Below are 19,287 nucleotides of genomic sequence, written 5' to 3' on the forward strand. Positions count from 1 at the left end.
TCGCGGCCGATGCACGGATGCATTTGGATCCTGACGACGTTCCGGATATTCAGCGCCGGGCAGCCCGCCGATAGCGACCGCGGGTGTTGCCTGGCCGCCGTTCAGGCTTGGCTGGCAAGCAATCCCAGCAACCCGCCAAGCACCAGGCCGAGCAGCATCCCGGCCAGGAAGACGATGGGTGCCCGCGCCCCAACTCCGGACAACGTCCCGCCCTTGCCCGCGACGGGCGCGGGTGGAGACGTTTTGGCCGGCGTGGCTGGTCCATCCGCCAGGGCTTCTCCGGCTGGAAGGTCCATCCCGAGTGCAGCGCGGACCGCTTCCGCCATTTCCTGTGCCGAGGCAAAGCGATCCTCGGGCCGCTTGGCCAGGGCCCGCGCGATCACGGCGTCGAAGCCGGGTGGAAGGTCGGCCCGCAGGCTGGTCGGCGGCGTGGGCGTTACCGTCTCGATCCTGTGGAACAAGGCCGGAGGCGCGCCTTGGAACGGCCGTTCCCCCACCAGCATCTCGTAGAGAATGACGCCCGCGGCCCAGATGTCGATCCGCGCATCGCCGGCCTCGCCACGCACCTGCTCCGGCGCCATCACCGATGGCGTCCCGATCATGTCGCCGCCGGCCCCCTGCTGGTCGTTCGACATGCGCGCGATGCCGAAATCCGAGAGGCGCAGCTCGCCATTCGCCTGGGTCGCGCTGATTTCGATCAGGATGTTGGCTGGCTTGACGTCCCGATGAACGATGCCGCGCCCATGCGCGACGTCGAGCGCGTCGAGCAGGGCGGTGATGAGGCGCACCGCCTCCGCGACGGGCAGCGGACCCTGCTGCCGAAGCGTCTCCTTGAGCGTTTCCCCGATGACGAGCTGCATGACGATCCAGGTATGCCCGCCGGTCTGGCCGAAATCATGCACGGTGATGATGTTCGGGTGCGACAGCCGCGACACCGCCTGGGCTTCGAACCGGAAGCGCCGGAACCGCTCGGCGGCTTCCTGCAAATCCGCCGCCTCCACCGGCATGAGCTTCAACGCGACCAGGCGGCCGAGACTGCGGTCATAGGCCTCGAAGACCCGGCCTCCCGCACCGCTGCCGATGAGATCCCGGAGTTCGTAGCGATCCGCGATCACGGTGGCCGGCAGGATGTGCGAGAGGCCCGACACGACGCTTGTCTGATCGGGGCTTGTCCGATCGGGATCCAGGTCGTGAGACGGGTTGATGTTCACGCAGCAGCACCCCTCAGCGGATCGCTACCTCCAGTTGTAGCATGGATGGCCGCCTGCATGAAGGGTTGTGTCGTCTATCGGTGCCGCGGGATCTAGACCCCCTCCCGCTGGTTCGCCCGCAAGGCCGCCATCTCGGACCGCAGCGTGGCGAGTTCCGCGCGAAGCTGCGAAATCTGCTCGCCCACAGGGTCCTCGTCGATGCCGCCGAGGCCGTAGCCGATGGAGGGGTCCTGGCAGGGCTGGCCGCGTGGTGGCCGCGCCGGGATGCCGACGACGGTGCAGCCCGCCGGCACCGGCGCCACCACCACGGCATTGGCGCCGACCCGCGCCCCACGCCCGATGCGGATGGGGCCTAGCACCTGCGCGCCGGCGCCCACCGTCACCTGGTCCTCCAGCGTCGGGTGGCGCTTGCCGGGCTGGCCGGACAGGCCGCCGAGGGTCACGCCGTGGTAGATCAGCACGTCGTCACCCACCTCCGCCGTCTCGCCGATCACCACGCCCATGCCGTGGTCGATGAACAGGCGCCGGCCGAGCCTGGCGCCGGGGTGGATCTCGATGCCGGTCAGCCAGCGCGCCAGGTGGGAGGAGAAGCGCGCCGCGGCCGGCAGGCCCAACTGCCACAGCGCGTGGGACAGCCGGTGCCACAGCACGGCGTGCAGCCCGGCGTAGCACAGCATGGCCTCCACCCAGCTCGGCCGCGCCGGGTCGCGCGCGCGGATGGTGCGGGCGAGTTCGATGATTTCCAGGCGCATGGCAGGTTCACTCCAGCCAGGGCGGCGCCGGCAGGCCGCGTTCGCGCAGGAAGGACGGGTTGAACAGCTTGGACTGGTAGCGCGCGGCGCCGTCGCACAGGATGGTCACCACGGTGTGCCCCGGCCCGAGGTCGCGGGCGACGCGGATGGCCGCCGCCACGTTCAGCCCGGCGCTGCCGCCGACCGAGATCCCCTCGTGCAATTGCAGGTCGAAGACCTGTTGCAGCATCTCGGGGTCCTCGACACGGATGGCATCGTCGATCAGGTCGCGGGCCTGGGCGAGGTTGCCCGGTGCGCGGGCGGCCTGGCCGATGCCCTCGGTGATGGACCCGCCCTCGGCCCTGGGCGTGCCGGTCTTCACCCAGTCCAGCAGCCCGCTGCCGCCCGGATCGGCGAGCACGATCCGCACGCCAGGCTTGCGGGATTTCAGTGCGCGGGCGACGCCGGCCAGGGTGCCGCCGGTGCCGCAGGCGCAGGTGAAGGCATCCACGGCACCGCCGGTCTGATCCCAGATTTCCGGCCCGGTGGTCGCCTCATGCACGGAGGCATTGGCCAGGTTGTCGAACTGGTTCGCCCACACGGCGCCCATCTCCTCCGCCAGGCGGCGGGAGAAGTGGACGTAGTTGCCGGGGTCGCTGTAGGGCTTGGCCGGGATCGCGCGCAGGTCGGCGCCGATCATCCGCAGATAGTCCAGCTTTTCCCGCGACTGCGTCTCCGGCACCACGATCACGCTGCGCCAACCCATGGCATTGGCAGCCAGCGCGATGCCGATGCCGGTGTTGCCGGCGGTGCCCTCCACGATGGTGCCCGGCTGGCCCGGCACCAGCAGGCCGCGCGCCATCGCGTCCTTCAGGATGCCCAGCGCGGCGCGGTCCTTCACGCTGCCGCCGGGGTTCATGAACTCGGCCTTGCCGAGGATTTCGCAGCCGGTCGCCTCCGAGGCCCGCCTGAGGCGGATCAGCGGCGTGTTGCCGACGGCGCCCCAGAAGCCATCGGCGATGTGCTGGTCCACCGGGCTCAGGCCTTCGTCTCGACCCAACGGAGATAGGGCCGCTCCGCCTCCCACCCCTGCGGGAACAGCGCCTTGGCCTGCTCATCCGGGATCGAGGGCGGGATGATGGCGCGCTGGCCCGGGCGCCAGTTGACGGGGGTCGCCACCTTCTGGCCGTCCGTCGCCTGCAGGCTGTCGATCACCCGGAGAATCTCGTCGAAGTTGCGGCCGGTGCTGGGCGGATAGACCATGAACAGCCGCACCTTCTTGGCCGGGTCGATGACGAAGACGGTGCGGACGGTGATGGAGGGATCGGCCTCCGGATGCACCATGCCGTACAGCGCCGACACCTTCTTGTCCGGGTCGGCGATCATCGGGAAGTTCACCGCATGGCCCTGGGTATCGGCGATATCCGCCTCCCACCCTGCATGGCGGTCCAGGGTGTCCACGGACAGGCCGATGACCTTGACGCCGCGCCGGTCGAATTCCGGCTTCAGCCGAGCCGTCTCGCCGAGTTCGGTGGTGCAGACCGGGGTGAAGTCCTTCGGGTGACTGAACAGCACGCCCCAGGAATTGGAGAGCCATTCATGGAAGCGAAGCGTGCCGTGGGTGGTCTCCGCCTCGAAGTCCGGGGCGATCTGGCCAAGCTGGATGGTCATGGCATGTCCTCGCGAAGCAGGTTCGCCGGACGATAAGGGTATTCCGAAAGCCGATTCCAGCGGGGGTGTGGCGGGCATTTCCGGCTGCCATCGGGTCGTGCATGCTCGGCACGCATGGCCGCGCCGCTTGGCTTCCACCGTGACGGCCGATCGGAGATGGAGATGCGCGTGCAGGCCGCCCGCCGGAGAAAAACATTCATTTTGCCGCCATGCCGTTAGTCCTGGACCAGGCAGAGGCGCTGGCGCGGATCGCGCTGAGCCATGTCGGCCAGGAATGGCCACAGAAGCTGGACCACGTGTTGAACGGGCCGGAGGATTTGCGCCGACCCTCGGCGCTGCATCCGGCCTTCCATGGCAGCTTCGACTGGCATTCCTGCGTCCATGCCCATTGGCTGCTGGCCCGCCTGCTGCGGCGCTTCCCCACCCTGGCCGGCGCTGCCGCCATATCGGCCCGGTTGGACGCAGCCTTCACGGCCGGCAACATCGCGGCGGAGCGCGCCTACCTCGCCAGCCCCTCCGCCCGCGGTTTCGAGCGGCCCTATGGCTGGGCCTGGCTGCTGAAGCTGCATTCGGAACTGGCCGGCACCGCCTGGGATGCGGCCCTCGCGCCGCTGGCCGGCGACTTCGCCGCCCGCTTCCACGCCCACCTGCCGCGCGCGGACTATCCGGTGCGGGCCGGCGTGCACGGCAACACGGCCTTCGCGCTGCTGCTGGCTGCTGACTGGGCCGCGCCCCGCGACCCGGTGCTGTTCGACCTGCTGCGGGAGACCGCCTGGCGCTGGTACGGCGCCGACGCGGATTGCCAGGCCTGGGAGCCCTCCGGCGAGGATTTTCTCTCCCCGGCCCTGGTCGAGGCCGCCTGCATGGCCCGGCTGCTGCCGCCAGCCCGCTTCGCGCCCTGGTTCGACGGCTTCCTGCCACGGCTGCATCGAGGCGAACCGGCCAGCCTGTTCACGCCGGCACGGGTCTCGGACCGCAGCGACGGGCGCATCGTGCACCTGGATGGGCTGAACCTGTCCCGTGCCTGGTGCTGGCGGCGGCTTGCGGCGACCCTGTCGGCGGGTGACCCGCGCATCGCGCGCCTGGAGGCGACGGCGGCCGCACATCTGGAGGCGGCGATGCCACATCTCGACGGCCACTATATGGGCGCGCATTGGCTTGCGAGCTTTGCCCTGCTGGCGCTGGAGGAAAGCGCCTAGTTGGGCGGCGGCGGACCGGGTGCCGGTGGCAGGCGGGCCAGGGCCCAGGCAAAGGCGCGAAAAAGCAGGAAGAACAGCACCACCCACAGGGCACTGGCAGCGGCCCAGACTGGAAGTTCCTGCCAGAATGCGATGGGGGGTCGGGCCCTGCCCTGCTTGGTCAGGGTATGCGATCCGAGGTAGCCGACGAACAGGCCAAAGCCGGAGGCAGAGGCGCCCGCCAGCATCCCCCAGGGCAGCGGGCGCAGGAGACCGGCGGCGCATAAGCCGAACAGGATCGGCAGTGGCAACGCCATCGTCGCCAGCAGCTGCGCCAGGAAGGCGGTCATGCCGCCAGATCCGTTTGGAATGTGCCACCTGCGGACATTGCGCGGACTGGCTCCGATCATCTCGCCAAGCGAACCATCTGTGCCGCCGTGGGGTCAACCGTTTCAGCCCGGCTCCCCCGCCGCGAAGTTCGCGCGCACCTGCCGCAGCAGGGCGATGAAGGCCGACACGTCCACCCCCTGCCCCGCGCACGCATTTACGGCATGGGCCGCAGGCATCAGCACCTCCCGCAGCGCATGACCTGTCTCCGTCAGGAACAGGTGGACCTTGCGGCGATCCTCGGCACTGCGCTCCCGGCGCAGCCAGCCGGCGGTTTCCATGCCGCGCAATGCGATCACCGCCGTCGGCTCCCGCATGCCGACGCGCTGCGCCAACTCGCGCTGGGTCAGGCCGTCTTCCTCCCACAGCACGCGCAGGAAATACCAGGCGCCGGGCGGCACGCCGTGGACGGCGATGCGGGATTGCAGGTCGCGCTGGATGGCGCGGTTCAGGTCGCGCACCAGGAAGCCGATGCTGTCCTCGAAGGCCAGCTTCGCGGCCGGGCCTGCCATCAAGGCAGCGGGTCCGGCGGCGTGCCGAGGATGCGCCGGAAGCGCGCGCTGTAGGCCGGCCAAGCTTCCGGGTTCACCAGCCGCGGCGGCACGCGTCCGGCGAACAACGAAACCCATTGCTCGGCGGCGCCCACGGCCATGTCGTGCAGCGATTCCGCGGTGATGCCGGCGGTGTGCGGCGTCAGCAGCACGTTGTCGAACGCCATCAGCGGATGGTCGTGCGGAGGCGGCTCGTGCAGGAAGACGTCGACGCCGGCGCCGGCGATGCGGCTGGCCGCCAGAGCTTCGGCCAGCGCCGCTTCGTCATGGATGCCGCCGCGGGCGGTGTTGAGGAAGAAGGCGGTGGGCTTCATCTGCGCGAACTGCGCCGCGTCGAACAGGCCCAGCGTCTCCGCGTTGCGCGGGCAGTGGACGGAGACGAAGTCGGAGTGTCGCAGCAATTCCGGCAGTTCGACCTTCTCCGCCCCGCGTGCGGCAACTTGCGCCGCGCTCAGATACGGATCACAGGCCAGCACCCGCATGCCGAACAGCGTGCCGCACAGGCCGGCCACCCGCGTGCCGATGGCGCCCAGCCCGACCAGCCCCACGGTCTTGCCGCGGATATCGTTGCCCTGCAGCGCGAAGCGGTCGATCACGCCCGGCCGCCGCATCGCCTTGTCGGCCAGCCCGATGCGCTTTGACAGCGCCAGGATCAGGCCGAGCGCGTGTTCCGCCACCGCCTCCGTGTTGGTGCCGGACTGGTGGCAGACGATGACGCCGGCCTTGGTGCAGGCCTCGACGTCGATGTAGTCGTAGCCCGCGCCGGTGGAACTCATTGCCAGCAGGTTCGGGCTGCGCGCCAGCAGCGCGGCGTCGCCGAGCCAGGGCTCGCGCAACTCGGTGCGCGACTGCACCTGGTAGCCATGCGCCCGCGCCATCGCCGCATCGTTCACCGCGCGCGGATCGGCGTAGCGCAGGCGCTGCACCTCGATTTCCGGTTGCGCGGAAAGCACACGCTCCGCCGCCGCATCCACCCAGCTTTCGAAGAAGACGAGACGTGCGGTCACAGCCGAAAACTTTCGAGTGAGGCGGGGTGGAACAGGTCTTCGGGCCGCAGCAGGCGGGAGGACAGGCCCTGGGCGTGGTGGGCGCGCAGGAAGGCCTCCAGCACGTGGCGGTTCGGCGCCAGGCCGTAGGACCAGAAATCCTCGCCCATCAGCGCGCGGGCACGCGCCAGCTGTTCCTCCACGAAGGGCAGCGTGACCTTGGTGGCGGCGGTGTTGGACAGCTTCGCCATCGCCACGGCCTTGGACTGCTCGAAGGCCTTGGCCAGCGCGCCGACCAGGTAGGGGTGGCGCTCCGCCAGGTCACGGCGGATGCCGAGCAGGTGCATGATGGGGAACATCTTCGTCCGACCGTACCACTCGGACGCCGCCGCGATCGGGTCCGCCCACAGCCGCCCGACCTGCGGATGGCCGCGCTCGAAGCAGGACGGCGCGCGCGGGCCGATCACGGCATCCAGCGTGCCGTCGGCCAGCGCGGAGGAAATGGTGGCGCCCGGCGGCAGGCTTTCGAGCCGCACATCGGCGGGCAGCGACAGCGCGATCTTCTCCTCCCGCGCCGGATCCTCATAGCCGCCGCGCACCCAGGTGATGTCGGCGGGGCGGACGCCGTAATCCTCCTCCAGGATCGCGCGCACCCAGACATTGGCGGTGAGCTGGTATTCCGGCACGCCGATGCGACGCCCGCGCAGATCCTCCGGCCGCGTGATGCCGCGATCCGTGCGGATGTAGACGGAGGTGTGGCGGAAGGCGCGGGACGGGAACACCGGGATGCCGACATAGGGGCTGGTCCCGGCCGCCGTCTTCACGGTGAAGCTGCTCAGCGACAATTCGCAGATGTCGAAATCGGCGTAGCGGAAGGCGCGGAAGAAGATCTCCTCGGGGTCGAGGATGGAAAACACCGGGTCCACGCCATCGATCTGCACGCTGCCATCCACCAGCGGACGGATACGGTCGTAGTCGCCGATGGCGAGCGAAAGCGGCAGCCTTGCCATGCGCTCAGCCTCCCTTGGCCGTGCTGGCGGCGGCGGCCAGGATGGCGATGATGTCGTTCTCCGCCGCCGCGGCGGTCTGGTAGCGCGGCTGCGTCGTGACGTAGGGCGAGGCCGCGTCATGCGGCTTGTAGATCTCGAGGTAGTACTTGCCGGAGGCCGCATCCTGCGCGGCCTCGATGCGGATCAGCGGCATGCGGCGGGGCCTCCCTGGTGGTGCAGCGGAATTTCGCGGCCCTGGCGCGCGGAGTCGAGGATGCCGAGGCAGATTTCCAGCGTCGCCAGCCCCGAATCCCCGCTGTGCCAGGGCGGGCGGCCGAGGGCGATGGCCTCCCACAGTTCGTCGATCACCTCCGCCCGCGCGACGACAGGGGGCGGCAGCTTCTCGAAGCGGCGCTCAGCATCGCCGTGGATCATCACGCCATCCGGCATCGGGCGCAGGTCGGCGCCCTCGCAGGAGGCGATGAACAGCCCGAAATGGTTGTGTGCCGGCGGTGGTGGCGCGCGCCGCGCCGCCTCCGCGCCCAGCGCCGCGCCATAGGCCCGGCGGGTCTTCAGCGCCGCTTCCTCGGCGGGCGAGGCGAGGCGCGCCAGCGCCGCACGCGCTTCGCCGTGCCGGTCCGGGTCGCGCGGCACGCCCATCTCGCCGGTCCAGCCCATGAGGGCGTCGGTGTCGAAGTGGCCATGGCCGGAATAGGTGAGCGAGGCCGCCAGCCCCTCCCCGAAGTCGAGGAAGGCGGCATAGGCGCCCTCCGTCCCGCGCGCCCGGTCCCACACGCCGGTGCTGGCGCGAACGGATCGCGCCGGGCGGTCCGCCAGCAGCCGCGCGATCTCCACCTGGTGCGGCGCCTGGGAGAAGACGGCGCCGCCGCCCTGCGCGGTGTCCAGCTCCTCCGGCCGGCGCGGGCGGTAGAGGTAGTCGGTGAAGTTCAGCGCGGTGATCATGCGCAGTGCGCCGTAGGCACCCGATCGGATAAGGTCGTGGGTGTGGAGGTAGGGCGCGTCGAAGGAATGGCTGTGGCCGACCAGCAGGTGGATACCCCATGCCCGCGCGGCCGCGACCATCGCCTGCGCCTCGGCCAGGCCCAGCGCCAACGGCTTTTCCACCAGCACATGCTTTCGACGCGCGGCGGCGGCCTGGACATGGGCGAGATGGAACTGGTGCGGCGTGGCGATGTAGACGGCATCGACGCCCGGATCGTCGCACAGCGCCTCGACGCTGGGATGCGTGCGGGCGCCCGCGAAGTCGGCGCGGAAGCGGTCCAGCGCATCGGCGCGCGGATCGGTCGCCGCCACCAGCTTCACGCGCGGGTGCTGCACCAGGGTCGGCAGCATCAGCATGAAGGCGCGGCCGAGGCCGGCGACGCCGAGGCGGATCCGGTCCATCAGAGGTCCAGCACCAGCGTCCCGGATCTGGCGCGGGAGACGCAGACCATCAGCGCGCGGCGCCGCTCCGCCGGCGTCAGCACCAGGTCGCGATGGTCCACCTCGCCGGCCAGGTAGCCGGTGCGGCAGGTGCCGCAGGTGCCGCTTTCGCAGGAGGATGGCGCGGTGCGGCCGTGTGCGCGCAGAACCTCCAGGATCGTCACGCCGACCGGCACCTCCAGCACCGCGCCGTCGCGGCCGAGCTGGATCTGGAAGGGCGTGTCGTCGGCGCGCGGGCGAACCCGGTCCGATCCGAAATCCTCGAAATGCACGGCCTTGTCAGGCCAGTGCCCGGTCATGTCGCGCACCGCATCCATCAGCGGGCGCGGGCCGCAGCAGTAGATGTGCGCGCGGGTCGGCTCCTCGAAGACCGGCCAGAGGTCGTAGGCATTCTCCGGCACGCCTTCGTCGTGGTGCAGGATGATGTCGGCGGCACCGGAAAGCTCCGCGTGGAAGGCCGTGCCGGCGGCGTTGCGCGTCAGGTAGAACAGCCGGAACGGCTTGCCGGCGCGGCGTGCGGCATGGACCATGGACAGGATCGGCGTGATGCCGATGCCGCCGGCGACGAAGATGTAGGACGGCGCGCGCGCATCAAGCTCGAACAGGTTGCGCGGTTGCGACACTTCCAGCACCGCGCCCTGCACCACGCCATCGACCAGGCTGACCGACCCGCCGCGCCCGGCCGCGTCGCGCTTCACGGCGATGACGTAGCGGTCGCGCTCGACGCAATCATTGCACAGCGAGTAGTTGCGCAGCGCCCCGCCCGGCACACGGACGGACAGATGCGCGCCCGCGGTGAAGGGCGGCAGTTCCGCGCCATCCGGGTCGCGCAGCTCGAAAAGCTGGATGCCCTGCGCCGCAGGCTCGCACCGGGTGACGCGCAGGCGCAGCAGGTTGGGGGGCATGGGGGATTCCACTCGCATGGCCAACTCTTAGAAAGCTAAGCAAGCCGCCGCAAGATGGACAGGAAGTGCTTAGACCCCTAACTTCATGCGGCCGGTTTCGGAGGGATCACCATGCTCACGGCCCAGGAGAACGAGACGCTGACCCGCGTCGAGGGCGATGCCCCGATGGGACGCCTGATGCGCCGCCACTGGATTCCCGCCGCCCTGTCCGAGCAACTGGCCGAACCCGACGGCAAGCCGATCCGCCTGACCCTGCTCGGCGAGAAGCTGGTCGCCTTCCGCGACAGCGAGGGTCGCCTCGGCGTGCTCGGCGAGTTCTGCCCGCACCGCAAGGCGTCCCTGGCCTTCGGCCGCAACGAGGATTGCGGGCTGCGCTGCCTGTACCATGGCTGGAAATTCGACGTGGAGGGCAACGTCATCGACATGCCCTCCGAACCGCGCGAGAGCGGCTTCGCGGAGCGTGTGAAGCACAAGGCCTATCCGGTGCGGGAGGCCGGCGGCTTCGTCTGGACCTACATGGGCGACCCCGCCCTGATGCCGGACTTCGAGCCGCCACCCTGGGCGCCGACGCCGGACACGCGGATCGCCATCATGCGCGTCGACCTGCCCTGCAACTGGGCGCAGATCATGGAGGGGCAGATCGATTCGGCGCATTCCTCCTCGCTGCATTCCAGCGACATGAAGCCGGCGCGCGGCGAGGCGCAGGCGCTGGAGACGCATTGGGTGCGGCCGTCCACGGACAAGAACCCGCGCATCCAGGTGCAGGTGACGAACTACGGCATGCGCTACGCCGCGATCCGCCGGCCGATCACCCAGGCGGCGACGCATGACTATGTCCGCATCACCACCTATGTCGCGCCCTTCATCGCGTTGATCCCGCCCAACGCCTCCTACAACGTCGCCTCCGTCATCGTGCCGAAGGACGACACCTCGTCGTACTTCCACTTCATCGCCTGGAACGACAAGGGTGGCGGCATCGAGACGGAGGCGTGGCGCAGGTTCTGCGTGATGCAGGTGGGCGTCGACCTCGACGAGGATTTCCGGCCGATCAAGCGTTTCGCCCACAACGACTACCTGCAGGACCGCGCGGCGATGAAGGACGGCAACTTCACCGGCATCCCGGGCATCCCGAACCAGGACATCGCGATGTGGGAGAGCATGGGCGCGATTTCCGACCGCACCAGCGAACGCCTCGGCGCCAGCGACATCGCCGTGATCCAGTTCCGCCGCATCCTTCTGGACGCGGTGGCGCGGCACGAAGCGGGGGCGGAACCCATCGGGCTGTCGGCGCCGCACCTGCCGCTGGTGCAGCTCGCCTCCTACCAGGGCGTGGTGCCCAAGACCGAGGATTGGCGGAAGCTCGGCGCCTCCGCCGATGAGGTTGCGGTGCTGGACGGGTTGGAGGAGGACGCGACGGAACGCGAGATGTCGCAGGCCGTCTGAGCGGCTACTCCCCGGCGGCCGGCGTGATGTCGCGGGCGCCGGAAGCACGCGCATCGAAGGACTCCGGCACCGCCTGGCCGTGGTCGGTGAAGGCCTTGCGCAGCGCCGCGACGTTCGGGCTGAAGATGGTCTTGCGGTTCTCCACCGCCCAGGCGTGCGAGGCCTCCACCGTGCCGAGCGAGTCCTGGAAGCGCGGCATCACCCAGCGCGCGAACAGCTCGTAGCTGCGCCAGGTCTGCTCCCGGTCCGCCCAGTCATGCGCGCGGAACAGGAAGCCGCCGAAGCCGCCGCTGGCCTCGATGAGGTTCTGGATGCCGCGCGCCACCGTGTCCGGTGAGCCGACCAGGGTGGTGCCGGCCTTCACGCCATCGGTCAGCGGGTCCTGCGACCGGCCAGGCGGGCGGCCGAGCGCATCCTCGAAATAGGTCACGGTCTCCGCCCGCTCGCCGATGCGGACCTGTTCCAGGGCGATTTCGTCGGTCTCGGCCACATGCACGTTCATCACCATGCGCCAGTCGCGGCGGTTCATGGTCTTGCCGTGCTTTTGCGCTTCCTCCTCCGCGATGCGCCACTGGCCGGGCAAAGCGGAGGGCCCACCGGGCATGCCGGCGCCGAGCGACAGGATGCCGACGCCGTGCCTCCCCGCCGTGGCCGGCCCCGCGGGCGTCAGGGTGCTGGCGACCGCGATCGGGAAGTGCGGGTCGCTGTAGGGGCGCAAATGCAGCCGCGCCTCATGCATCTCGAACCAGTCCGTCTTGCGGGTGACGGGGCCATCGCAGCGCAGCAGGGCCATGATGGCCTCCAGCGACTCATCCATCCGCCGCCGCTGCGTCGAAGGCTCGATGCCGAGCATGTAGGCGTCCGACACCAGCGCGCCCGGCCCGCAGCCCAGCATCACCCGCCCGCGCGTCATGTGGTCCAGCTGCACGAAGCGCTGCGCCACCAGGAAGGGGTGGTGGTAGGGCAGGCTGGTGACGCCGGAGCCGAGGCGGATGTGCTTGGTGCGCTCCGCGGCCGCGGCGATGATCAGCTCCGGAGAGGCGATGGTCTCCCACCCCGCCGAATGATGCTCGCCGATCCAGGCCTCGTCGTAGCCGAGGCGGTCGAGCAGCTCGATCATCTCGATGTCGCGGGAAATCGCCAGCGTCGGGTTGTCGCCGAGCCGGTGGAACGGCGCCAGGAAGATGCCGAACTGCAATCCGCGCCGCGCCATGGATGATCCTCCGATGCCTGGTCGGAAAGCTTCCGCCAGATTGCCGGACCTGCCAAGCGCGCCCGGCGCCATGCCGCGCGCGTGATCGCCCTGGCTGTTGAAGCCGGCGCATAACCATCCATCTACCATCCACGTGGATGGCGGATGGATGGAAATGAGCGGCATGATCCCGGTCCGGGCCGGCGGCGACAGCGAGAAGATCACCATCAACCTCGGCTACGTCGACCTCGGCCATATCGACCTGCTGGTGCAGGACGGTTTCTACTCGAACCGCACCGACTTCATCCGCACCGCCATCCGCAACCAGGTGGAACGCCATGCGGAGGCGACCCGCCAATCCGTGGCGCGGCGCAGCCTCGACCTCGGGATGCGGCACTTCACGCGCGCCGACCTCGAAGCCGCTCAGGCGCGGGGCGAGGTGCTGCATATCCGGGTGCTGGGCCTGGCCAGCATCGCCGCCGACGTGTCGCCGGAATTGGCGCGCGCGACCATCGCCTCCCTTTCCGTGCTGGGCGCGTTGCAGGCGAGCCCCACCGTCAAATCCGCGCTCGCCGACCGGCTGCGCTGACTCAAGGAATACCGTAGTGATCAAGTTCAACTTCCCGCCGGGGATGGCCGAGGCCACCCGCCTGACGCGCGAAGGCAAGCTGCAGGACGCGATGGCGCTGCTGCGGGGCGGCTTCGCGGGCACGCCGCCGGAACCAGCGGCGCCGCGCCCTCGCCATGCCCCGTCCGGCCGCATCTTCGACGTGGAGCCGGATGCCGTGGCGCCGCCATCCACCACCGGCTTCATGGAGCGCCTGAAGCGCGGCCTGCATCGCAACCAGCCGGCCGCGCCGCCGCCCATGCCGCCGGGCGCGCGGTTCGTGACGCAGACCTTCGCCGGCCCCGGCGGCAGCCGCGCCTACAAGCTGTACATCCCCGCCAGCCTGCCCGCCGGGCCGGTGCCGCTGATCGTCATGCTGCATGGCTGCACCCAGTCCCCGGACGACTTCGCCGCCGGCACCCGCATGAACGCGCTGGCCGAGGCGGATGCCTGCCTGGTCGCCTACCCCGAGCAGACCGCGTCCGCCAACGCCCAGCGCTGCTGGAACTGGTTCAACCCGGAGGACCAGCAGCGGGACCGCGGCGAGCCTGCGATCATCGCCGGCATCACCCGGCAGATCCTGCGCGACCATGCGGTGGACCCGCGCCGGGTGCATGTCGCCGGCCTGTCCGCCGGCGGCGCCCAGGCAGCCATCATGGGCGCGGCCTATCCCGAGCTGTTCGCCGCCATCGGCGTGCATTCCGGGCTCGCCTGCGGCGCGGCGCGCGACGTGCCGAGCGCCTTCGCGGCGATGCGCGGCGGTGCGGCGGGGCTGGCCACGGCCGGCGGGCGGGCGGTGCCGACCATCGTCTTCCATGCCGACCGGGACTCCACCGTGCATCCCGTGAATGGCGACCAGGTGATCGCCCAGGCGCGCAGCGCCACATCGCTGCGGGCGGAGACGCTGCGCGGCCAGGTGCCGGGCGGACACGCCTTCACCCGCACCCGCCACACCGATGCCGCCGGCCGCGCGGTGCTGGAGCAATGGGTGGTGCATGGCGGCGGCCATGCCTGGTCGGGCGGCGATGCCGCGGGCAGCTACACAGACGCAAGCGGACCGGATGCCTCCGCCGAGATGCGGCGCTTTTTTGCCGAGAACCCGCATCCGGACGCCTGAACCGCAACCCGTCGGCCCCGCCTCGCGTTGGCGGGGCTGACAACGCTACGGGAAACGCAATGCAGATCCAGGTCAATTCCAACGACAGCCTCAGCACGACGGAGGGGCTGGCGGCCAAGGTGGAGGCGCATATCGAGCATGTGCTCGGCCGCTTCGAGGGCCGGGTGACACGCATCGAGGTGCATCTGAACGACGTCAACGCCGGCAAGGGCGGCGAGGGCGACAAGCGCTGCATGATGGAAGCGCGGCCGGCCGGCCTGGCGCCACTGGCCGTGACCCATCAGGCGGGCACGCTGCCGGAGGCCTGGCAGGGGGCCGCGAACAAGCTGCGCAGCCTGCTGGAGACCACCTTCGGCAAGCTCGACGCAAGACCCTGAGGGTCGCGTCCGAGGCGCGTTGCGTGAAACGTGCCTTGGAACAAAAGTGGAATGTGCTACAGTGCTGCCTCCTGGCGAGTCCCTGAGAGGTAGAGGAACATGGCTGCACGCAAGCCACGGCCGGTGCGCCCGGTCGATGCCGCGCTCGCCCGCATCCTGGCGCTGGCCGGAAAGGGCGCCACGCCTGGCCGCATGGCGCGGGAGGTGGAGGTGATCGCCGGCGAGTGGCTGGCGGAACCGGAGCACGATCCGACCGACATCCGCGAGCGATTGGATGAACTGCGCGAGCAGTTGTCCGCCGGAGTCGGCCACGCCGAGGAACAGGTGGCCGACCTGGATGCGAGCGAGCCGGGCGCCGTGAAGCAGGCCGGCGCCATGCTGGCGGCCCTTGTGGCGACCCGGGATGCGGCGAGCCATGCCCTGGTAGCCCTGCAGCCGGCTTGAAGGTCACAACGGGCCTGACATGGCATATAGTCTACGCTGCGAAGCTTGGCTGGACGAGGCCAGATGACTATCATAGGTTGCGCTCATGGATCGGCCCGATCAGCTTCGGAGAAAGCGCCTGACGCGAACCGCGCTGGTATTCGCGGCCGTCCTGGCCCTGGGCGCGGTCGTGCTGGGACTGGGCGACGTCGTACGCGCAGCGCTGGACCCGCCGCAGCAGGTGCAGCCCTACGATCCGCTTGTCCGCTGGTAGGTTTCGGTTGAGCGCATCGACAGCCTCGCACGAACTCCGCATCCTACAGCTTGCGGTTGCAGTCGGCGGTTGCGTGCCGGTCCTGGCAGGCGGTGCTGGCGTGGTGCTGGGACCGATGCTGGTGGGCGGGATGCCGGGTGAGGCCGCCGGGGACAGCCACTTCCGCTACCTCTCCGGCCTGCTGCTTGGCATTGGTCTCGGCTTCTGGAGCACCATCCCCGCCCTGCCGCGGCGCGCCGCCCGGTTCAGGCTGCTGACCGCGATCGTGGTGGTCGGTGGCCTTTCGCGACTGCTGGGCCTGCCGGTTCAAGGATGGCCGGGCGGACCGATGGCGGCGGCGCTGGTCATGGAGCTGGTCGTCACGCCACTGCTGTGCCTCTGGCAGGCGCGCATTGCCTCGGCGCAACGAAGGCGAAACGCCACGCCACCGGCCTGAAACATCACCTCGGCACAATCCCCGCAGCCGATGCAGGGTCCACATGCCATGAACGCCGCCCAGATCAGCCACATCGAGGCAAGCCACCGCCTGGTCGCGCCCATAGCCGAACCCGCCGCGGCGATCTTCTACCGCAGACTTTTCGAACTGGACCCCTCGCTGCGGCCGATGTTCCCCGCGGACCTGTCGTCGCAGGGACGCAAGCTGATGCAGGCCATCGGCTTCGTCGTCGCGCATCTGCGGGTGCCGGACCGGTTGTTGCCGGCGGTCTCGGCCCTCGGGGCGCGCCATGCCGGCTACGGCGTGCAGCGGCAGCATTACGACACCGTCGGGCAGGCCCTGCTGCTGACGCTGGCCGAGGGGCTCGGAGACGCCTTCACACCCGCGGTGCAGGATGCGTGGGAATCCGCCTACGCGTTGCTCGCAATGGTCATGCAGGTCGCCGGCCAAGGGTCCGAAGCGGCGGCGCAACAGGCGGCCTGACTCCCGCGCGGGTTGGGTGCTATCGTGGCTGCGTGAACGTCCTTGCCCCGCCCCGCGCCCGCCTGAACATCGAGGTGGTGTTCGACCTGGTCTGTCCCTGGTGCTTCCTCGGCACCCGCCGGCTGCGGCGGGCGCTGCGGGCGCGGCCTGACATCGCCGCCGACATTTCCTGGCGCCCCTTCCTTCTGAACCCGGACATCGCTCCCGGCGGCGTCGCGCGGGCCGACTACATCATCCGCAAGTTCGGCGGCGAGGACCGGGCAAGACGGCTGCATGGCACGATTGCCGATCTCGGCCGTGGCGAAGGGGTTGTCTTCCAGTTCGACCGCATTCGCCGCGTCCCGCCCTCGCTCGACGCGCACCGCCTGGTGCGGCTGGCGGACCGGCATGGCGTCGCCGCCGATGCGGTGGACGCGCTGTTCCAAGGCTATTTCTGCGACGGACAGGACATCGGCGACCTCGCCGTGCTGGTCGGCATCGCCGCCAGCCTGGGCATGGACCCAACGGCGACGCGCCGCCTGCTGGCCGGCGCGGCAGAGGCCGAGGGGGTTCATGCGGACAATCTGCGCGCCCACCGCCTCGGCATCAACGGCGTGCCCTGCTTCGTGGTGCAGGGCCGGCACGCCATCGCAGGCGCGCAGGAGCCTGAGGTGATCGAACGGCTGCTGGACGTGGCGATCGTCGAAGGCTGACGGAAGCCGCTCAACGCAGCCGCCGCCGCTCCTCCTCGATGCGGCGCTGCTGGTCCGCCAGGCGGCGCTGCTGGTCCTCAAGCTCGCGCTCCCGCTCCCGCAGGGCGCGCGACCGGCCGCGATCGTCGTCGCGATCGCCGCGCCAATCCGGCTCGCCCCGTTCCCGCTCGCTACGGCCCCGCTCACCACGCTCGCGTTCCCGCTCGCCCCGCTCGCGGCCACGCTCGAAGGCCTCGCGCTCCCGTTCGCGTTGTTCGCGGCGCGCCTCGTCGTCGCGCCGGCGCTGCTCATCGGTATCGCCACCCTGGAACTGGCGCAGGACGTCGCCGATGCTCTGCGCGGCGGCGGGTTGGGCCAGGACCGGGGCCAGCAGTGCGGCACAGGCGGCGCCGAACACCAGGCGTCGTGACGATATCATGGCCAATTTCCTCCACGGTTCGTGGAGATCAACGCGGCAGGCGTAAATTCGTTGCGTCGCGCGCCAGCCGATGCCCCAGCCAGGGCCTCAGCAGGCGCTGGCCCGGAAGACGCGGGACGGCGTGACGAACTCGTCCTGCGCGGCCACCGTCAGGATCTCCCGCGACCCGGCCTCCGCCGTGCGGCGCAGCAGGCCGTAGATGCTGGAGGCCGCCGCCGACAGCGCCACGGAAGGCTCGCCCCAGCGCAGCCGGTGGAACAGGAACAGCGCCGCGATGGCATCGCCGGCGCCGTTGACGTTCAGCGGCAGCAGCGGCGTGCGGATGCGGTGAAACTGCCCGCCCTCCCCCACCAGCAGGTCCATGGCATCCGCCGGCGTGTCCTCGACCCGCAGCGAGGTCACCAGCACGCAGCGCGGCCCCTTCGCCTGCAACGCAGAAACCGCGGCCTTGGCATCGTCCAGCGAGGTGACGGTCTGCCCGGTCAGCCATTCCAGCTCGAACTGGTTCGGCGTCAGGATGTCGGCGGCCGGCACGCCGCGGTCGCGCATGAATTCCGGGATGCCGGGGCGCACGAAGACGCCGCGGCCGACATCGCCGATCACCGGGTCGCAGCAATACATCGCCGCCGGATTGGCCGCCTTCACCCGCCCCACCGCCGAAAGGATCGCGGCACCCGTCGCCGCGTCCCCCATGTAGCCGGACAGCACGGCATCGCAGCGCTCCAGCGCGCCACGCTCGGCGATTCCGAGCACGAGTTCCTCGATCAGCTCACTCGGGAAGACCTGGCCGCGCCAGGCGCCGTAGCCGGTATGGTTGGAGAACTGCACCGTGTTCAGCGCCCAGACCTCCGCCCCCAGCCGCTGCAGCGGAAACACGGCGGAGGCGTTGCCGACATGGCCGTAGCTGACCCAGGACTGGATCGACATGATGTTGAGCGGGCGCCCGGCATCGGCCGGGGAGACGGCCTCCGTCATGCGCTGCGCCCTCCGTCCACCGGCAGCAGGATGCCGGTGATGAAGCTGGAGGCATCCTCGCCGAGCCAGACGCAGGCATTGGCGATATCGGCGGGCGTGGACATGCGGCCGAGCGGCACCGATGCGACGAAGCGCGCCCGCAGCTCCGGCGTGTCCGGGCCGCCCATGAACTGCTCCAGCAGCCCGGTCGCGCCGATCACCGGGCAGACCGCATTGACACGGATGTTGTCCCTGGCGAATTCCTGCGCCATCGCCTGCGTCGCGGTGTTCACCGCGCCCTTGGTGGAATTATACCAGGTCAGCCCCGGCCGCGGGCGCTGCCCGGCGGTGGAGGAGATGTTGATGATCGACCCGCCGCGGCCCTGCCGCTGCATCACCGGCACCGCGGCCCGCACCATCCAGAAGATCGACTTCACGTTGGTCGCGTAGACCAGGTCGAACTCGTCCTCGGACACCTCCAGGATCGGCTTGTTGCGGTGGGTGGTGCCGGCATTGTTCACGACGATGTCGAGGCCGCCGAACTCCTCCACCGCCTTGGCCACCAGCGCCTGCACATCGGCCTCCACCGAGACGTCGCCGCCCACCGGCGTACCGCCGATCTCGGCCGCCACGCGCGTGGCGCCCGCCAGGTCGCGGTCGGCGCAGATCACCCAGGCGCCTTCGGCGGCGAAGCGGCGGGCGATGCCCTCCCCGAAGCCGGAGGCGGCGCCGGTGACGATGGCGGATTTGCCTTGCAGGCGCATGCGAGCGGTCCCTCGATCCCGCGCCCGCTGTAGGGGGCGGCACCGGGAGGGTCAA

Annotated in this window: 25 protein-coding genes; 10 read left to right on the forward strand and 15 right to left on the reverse strand. The window is 70.2% G+C overall.

Annotation, left to right across the window (positions count from 1 at the left end; genetic code table 11):
* Window positions 1–101 precede the first annotated feature (101 nt).
* From ACFHPP_RS12705 to ACFHPP_RS12720, 4 genes are all read right to left on the reverse strand, one after another.
* Complete coding sequence (locus ACFHPP_RS12705; protein ID WP_437163617.1) at window positions 102–1,148, reverse strand: serine/threonine-protein kinase; 1,047 nt, start codon at window positions 1,146–1,148, stop codon at window positions 102–104.
* Between the two features lie 155 nt (window positions 1,149–1,303).
* Window positions 1,304–1,963, reverse strand: coding sequence for a serine O-acetyltransferase (gene cysE, locus ACFHPP_RS12710; protein ID WP_437163618.1), 660 nt, complete (start codon window positions 1,961–1,963; stop codon window positions 1,304–1,306).
* A 7-nt stretch (window positions 1,964–1,970) separates the two neighbouring features.
* Window positions 1,971–2,975 carry a cysteine synthase A gene (locus ACFHPP_RS12715; RefSeq protein WP_437163619.1) on the reverse strand — a complete coding sequence of 335 codons (1,005 nt, stop codon included), beginning with the start codon at window positions 2,973–2,975 and terminating at the stop codon, window positions 1,971–1,973.
* A 5-nt stretch (window positions 2,976–2,980) separates the two neighbouring features.
* Window positions 2,981–3,613 (reverse strand): peroxiredoxin, encoded by a 633-nt coding sequence (locus ACFHPP_RS12720; protein WP_437163620.1) that lies wholly within the window; start codon window positions 3,611–3,613, stop codon window positions 2,981–2,983.
* Window positions 3,614–3,822: 209 nt separating this feature from the next.
* Between ACFHPP_RS12720 and ACFHPP_RS12725 the strand changes: the two genes are divergently transcribed.
* A complete protein-coding gene (locus ACFHPP_RS12725) occupies window positions 3,823–4,812 on the forward strand; it encodes a DUF2891 domain-containing protein (RefSeq protein ID WP_437163621.1) in 990 nt (329 codons plus the stop codon).
* On the opposite strand, the gene ACFHPP_RS12730 is transcribed toward ACFHPP_RS12725, so the two are convergent.
* The 7 genes from ACFHPP_RS12730 to ACFHPP_RS12760 all read right to left on the reverse strand — a co-directional run bounded on the left by ACFHPP_RS12730 (window position 4,809) and on the right by ACFHPP_RS12760 (window position 10,052).
* A complete protein-coding gene (locus ACFHPP_RS12730; protein ID WP_437163622.1) occupies window positions 4,809–5,141 on the reverse strand; it encodes a hypothetical protein in 333 nt (110 codons plus the stop codon). The genes ACFHPP_RS12725 and ACFHPP_RS12730 overlap by 4 nt on opposite strands.
* Window positions 5,142–5,243: 102 nt before the next feature.
* Complete coding sequence (locus tag ACFHPP_RS12735; protein WP_437163623.1) at window positions 5,244–5,690, reverse strand: MarR family winged helix-turn-helix transcriptional regulator; 447 nt, start codon at window positions 5,688–5,690, stop codon at window positions 5,244–5,246.
* Entirely contained in the window at window positions 5,690–6,736 is a 1,047-nt protein-coding gene (locus ACFHPP_RS12740; RefSeq protein ID WP_437163624.1) for a hydroxyacid dehydrogenase, read from the reverse strand. The genes ACFHPP_RS12735 and ACFHPP_RS12740 overlap by 1 nt, the downstream gene beginning before the upstream one ends.
* Window positions 6,733–7,725: an ABC transporter substrate-binding protein gene (locus ACFHPP_RS12745; RefSeq protein ID WP_437163625.1), complete on the reverse strand. Its 993-nt coding sequence runs from the start codon at window positions 7,723–7,725 to the stop codon at window positions 6,733–6,735. Before ACFHPP_RS12745 ends, ACFHPP_RS12740 begins: the two co-directional genes overlap by 4 nt.
* 4 nt (window positions 7,726–7,729) lie before the next feature.
* The gene (locus ACFHPP_RS12750; RefSeq protein WP_437163626.1) at window positions 7,730–7,918 is read right to left on the reverse strand and encodes a hypothetical protein; all 189 of its coding nucleotides are present in this window, start codon (window positions 7,916–7,918) and stop codon (window positions 7,730–7,732) included.
* Window positions 7,909–9,108, reverse strand: coding sequence for a Gfo/Idh/MocA family protein (locus tag ACFHPP_RS12755; RefSeq protein ID WP_437163627.1), 1,200 nt, complete (start codon window positions 9,106–9,108; stop codon window positions 7,909–7,911). The genes ACFHPP_RS12750 and ACFHPP_RS12755 overlap by 10 nt, the downstream gene beginning before the upstream one ends.
* Window positions 9,108–10,052: a PDR/VanB family oxidoreductase gene (locus tag ACFHPP_RS12760; RefSeq protein WP_437163628.1), complete on the reverse strand. Its 945-nt coding sequence runs from the start codon at window positions 10,050–10,052 to the stop codon at window positions 9,108–9,110. The genes ACFHPP_RS12755 and ACFHPP_RS12760 overlap by 1 nt, the downstream gene beginning before the upstream one ends.
* Window positions 10,053–10,163: 111 nt before the next feature.
* Between ACFHPP_RS12760 and ACFHPP_RS12765 the strand changes: the two genes are divergently transcribed.
* Complete coding sequence (locus ACFHPP_RS12765) at window positions 10,164–11,495, forward strand: Rieske 2Fe-2S domain-containing protein (protein WP_437163629.1); 1,332 nt, start codon at window positions 10,164–10,166, stop codon at window positions 11,493–11,495.
* 4 nt (window positions 11,496–11,499) lie between these two features.
* On the opposite strand, the gene ACFHPP_RS12770 is transcribed toward ACFHPP_RS12765, so the two are convergent.
* Window positions 11,500–12,708: an LLM class flavin-dependent oxidoreductase gene (locus ACFHPP_RS12770; RefSeq protein WP_437163630.1), complete on the reverse strand. Its 1,209-nt coding sequence runs from the start codon at window positions 12,706–12,708 to the stop codon at window positions 11,500–11,502.
* Between the two features lie 154 nt (window positions 12,709–12,862).
* On the opposite strand from ACFHPP_RS12770, the gene ACFHPP_RS12775 reads away from it, so the two are divergent.
* From ACFHPP_RS12775 to ACFHPP_RS12810, 8 genes are all read left to right on the forward strand, one after another.
* Window positions 12,863–13,276 (forward strand): CopG family transcriptional regulator, encoded by a 414-nt coding sequence (locus ACFHPP_RS12775; protein ID WP_437163631.1) that lies wholly within the window; start codon window positions 12,863–12,865, stop codon window positions 13,274–13,276.
* A gap of 16 nt (window positions 13,277–13,292) precedes the next feature.
* On the forward strand, window positions 13,293–14,411 hold the full coding sequence (locus ACFHPP_RS12780) for an extracellular catalytic domain type 1 short-chain-length polyhydroxyalkanoate depolymerase (RefSeq protein WP_437163632.1): 1,119 nt from the start codon (window positions 13,293–13,295) through the stop codon (window positions 14,409–14,411).
* Between the two features lie 59 nt (window positions 14,412–14,470).
* Complete coding sequence (locus tag ACFHPP_RS12785) at window positions 14,471–14,788, forward strand: hypothetical protein (protein ID WP_437163633.1); 318 nt, start codon at window positions 14,471–14,473, stop codon at window positions 14,786–14,788.
* Window positions 14,789–14,887: 99 nt separating this feature from the next.
* Entirely contained in the window at window positions 14,888–15,232 is a 345-nt protein-coding gene (locus ACFHPP_RS12790) for a hypothetical protein (protein WP_437163634.1), read from the forward strand.
* 85 nt (window positions 15,233–15,317) lie between these two features.
* Entirely contained in the window at window positions 15,318–15,485 is a 168-nt protein-coding gene (locus ACFHPP_RS12795) for a hypothetical protein (RefSeq protein ID WP_437163635.1), read from the forward strand.
* 7 nt (window positions 15,486–15,492) lie between these two features.
* Window positions 15,493–15,921 (forward strand): DUF4345 domain-containing protein, encoded by a 429-nt coding sequence (locus tag ACFHPP_RS12800; RefSeq protein ID WP_437163636.1) that lies wholly within the window; start codon window positions 15,493–15,495, stop codon window positions 15,919–15,921.
* 48 nt (window positions 15,922–15,969) lie between these two features.
* Window positions 15,970–16,404, forward strand: coding sequence for a globin family protein (locus ACFHPP_RS12805; RefSeq protein ID WP_437163637.1), 435 nt, complete (start codon window positions 15,970–15,972; stop codon window positions 16,402–16,404).
* 32 nt (window positions 16,405–16,436) lie between these two features.
* Window positions 16,437–17,096, forward strand: a complete 660-nt coding sequence (locus tag ACFHPP_RS12810; protein WP_437163638.1) for a DsbA family oxidoreductase — start codon at window positions 16,437–16,439, stop codon at window positions 17,094–17,096.
* Between the two features lie 10 nt (window positions 17,097–17,106).
* Here the strand turns inward: ACFHPP_RS12810 and ACFHPP_RS12815 are convergent, their stop codons facing one another.
* The 3 genes from ACFHPP_RS12815 to ACFHPP_RS12825 all read right to left on the reverse strand — a co-directional run bounded on the left by ACFHPP_RS12815 (window position 17,107) and on the right by ACFHPP_RS12825 (window position 19,232).
* Complete coding sequence (locus tag ACFHPP_RS12815) at window positions 17,107–17,514, reverse strand: hypothetical protein (RefSeq protein ID WP_437163639.1); 408 nt, start codon at window positions 17,512–17,514, stop codon at window positions 17,107–17,109.
* 87 nt (window positions 17,515–17,601) lie between these two features.
* The gene (pdxY, locus tag ACFHPP_RS12820; RefSeq protein ID WP_437163640.1) at window positions 17,602–18,489 is read right to left on the reverse strand and encodes a pyridoxal kinase PdxY; all 888 of its coding nucleotides are present in this window, start codon (window positions 18,487–18,489) and stop codon (window positions 17,602–17,604) included.
* A complete protein-coding gene (locus tag ACFHPP_RS12825) occupies window positions 18,486–19,232 on the reverse strand; it encodes an SDR family oxidoreductase (protein WP_437163641.1) in 747 nt (248 codons plus the stop codon). Before ACFHPP_RS12825 ends, pdxY begins: the two co-directional genes overlap by 4 nt.
* Between the last annotated feature and the right edge of the window lie 55 nt (window positions 19,233–19,287).

Origin of the sequence: Falsiroseomonas sp. E2-1-a20 (assembly GCF_051433195.1) — a bacterium.
Classification (GTDB): domain Bacteria; phylum Pseudomonadota; class Alphaproteobacteria; order Acetobacterales; family Acetobacteraceae; genus Falsiroseomonas.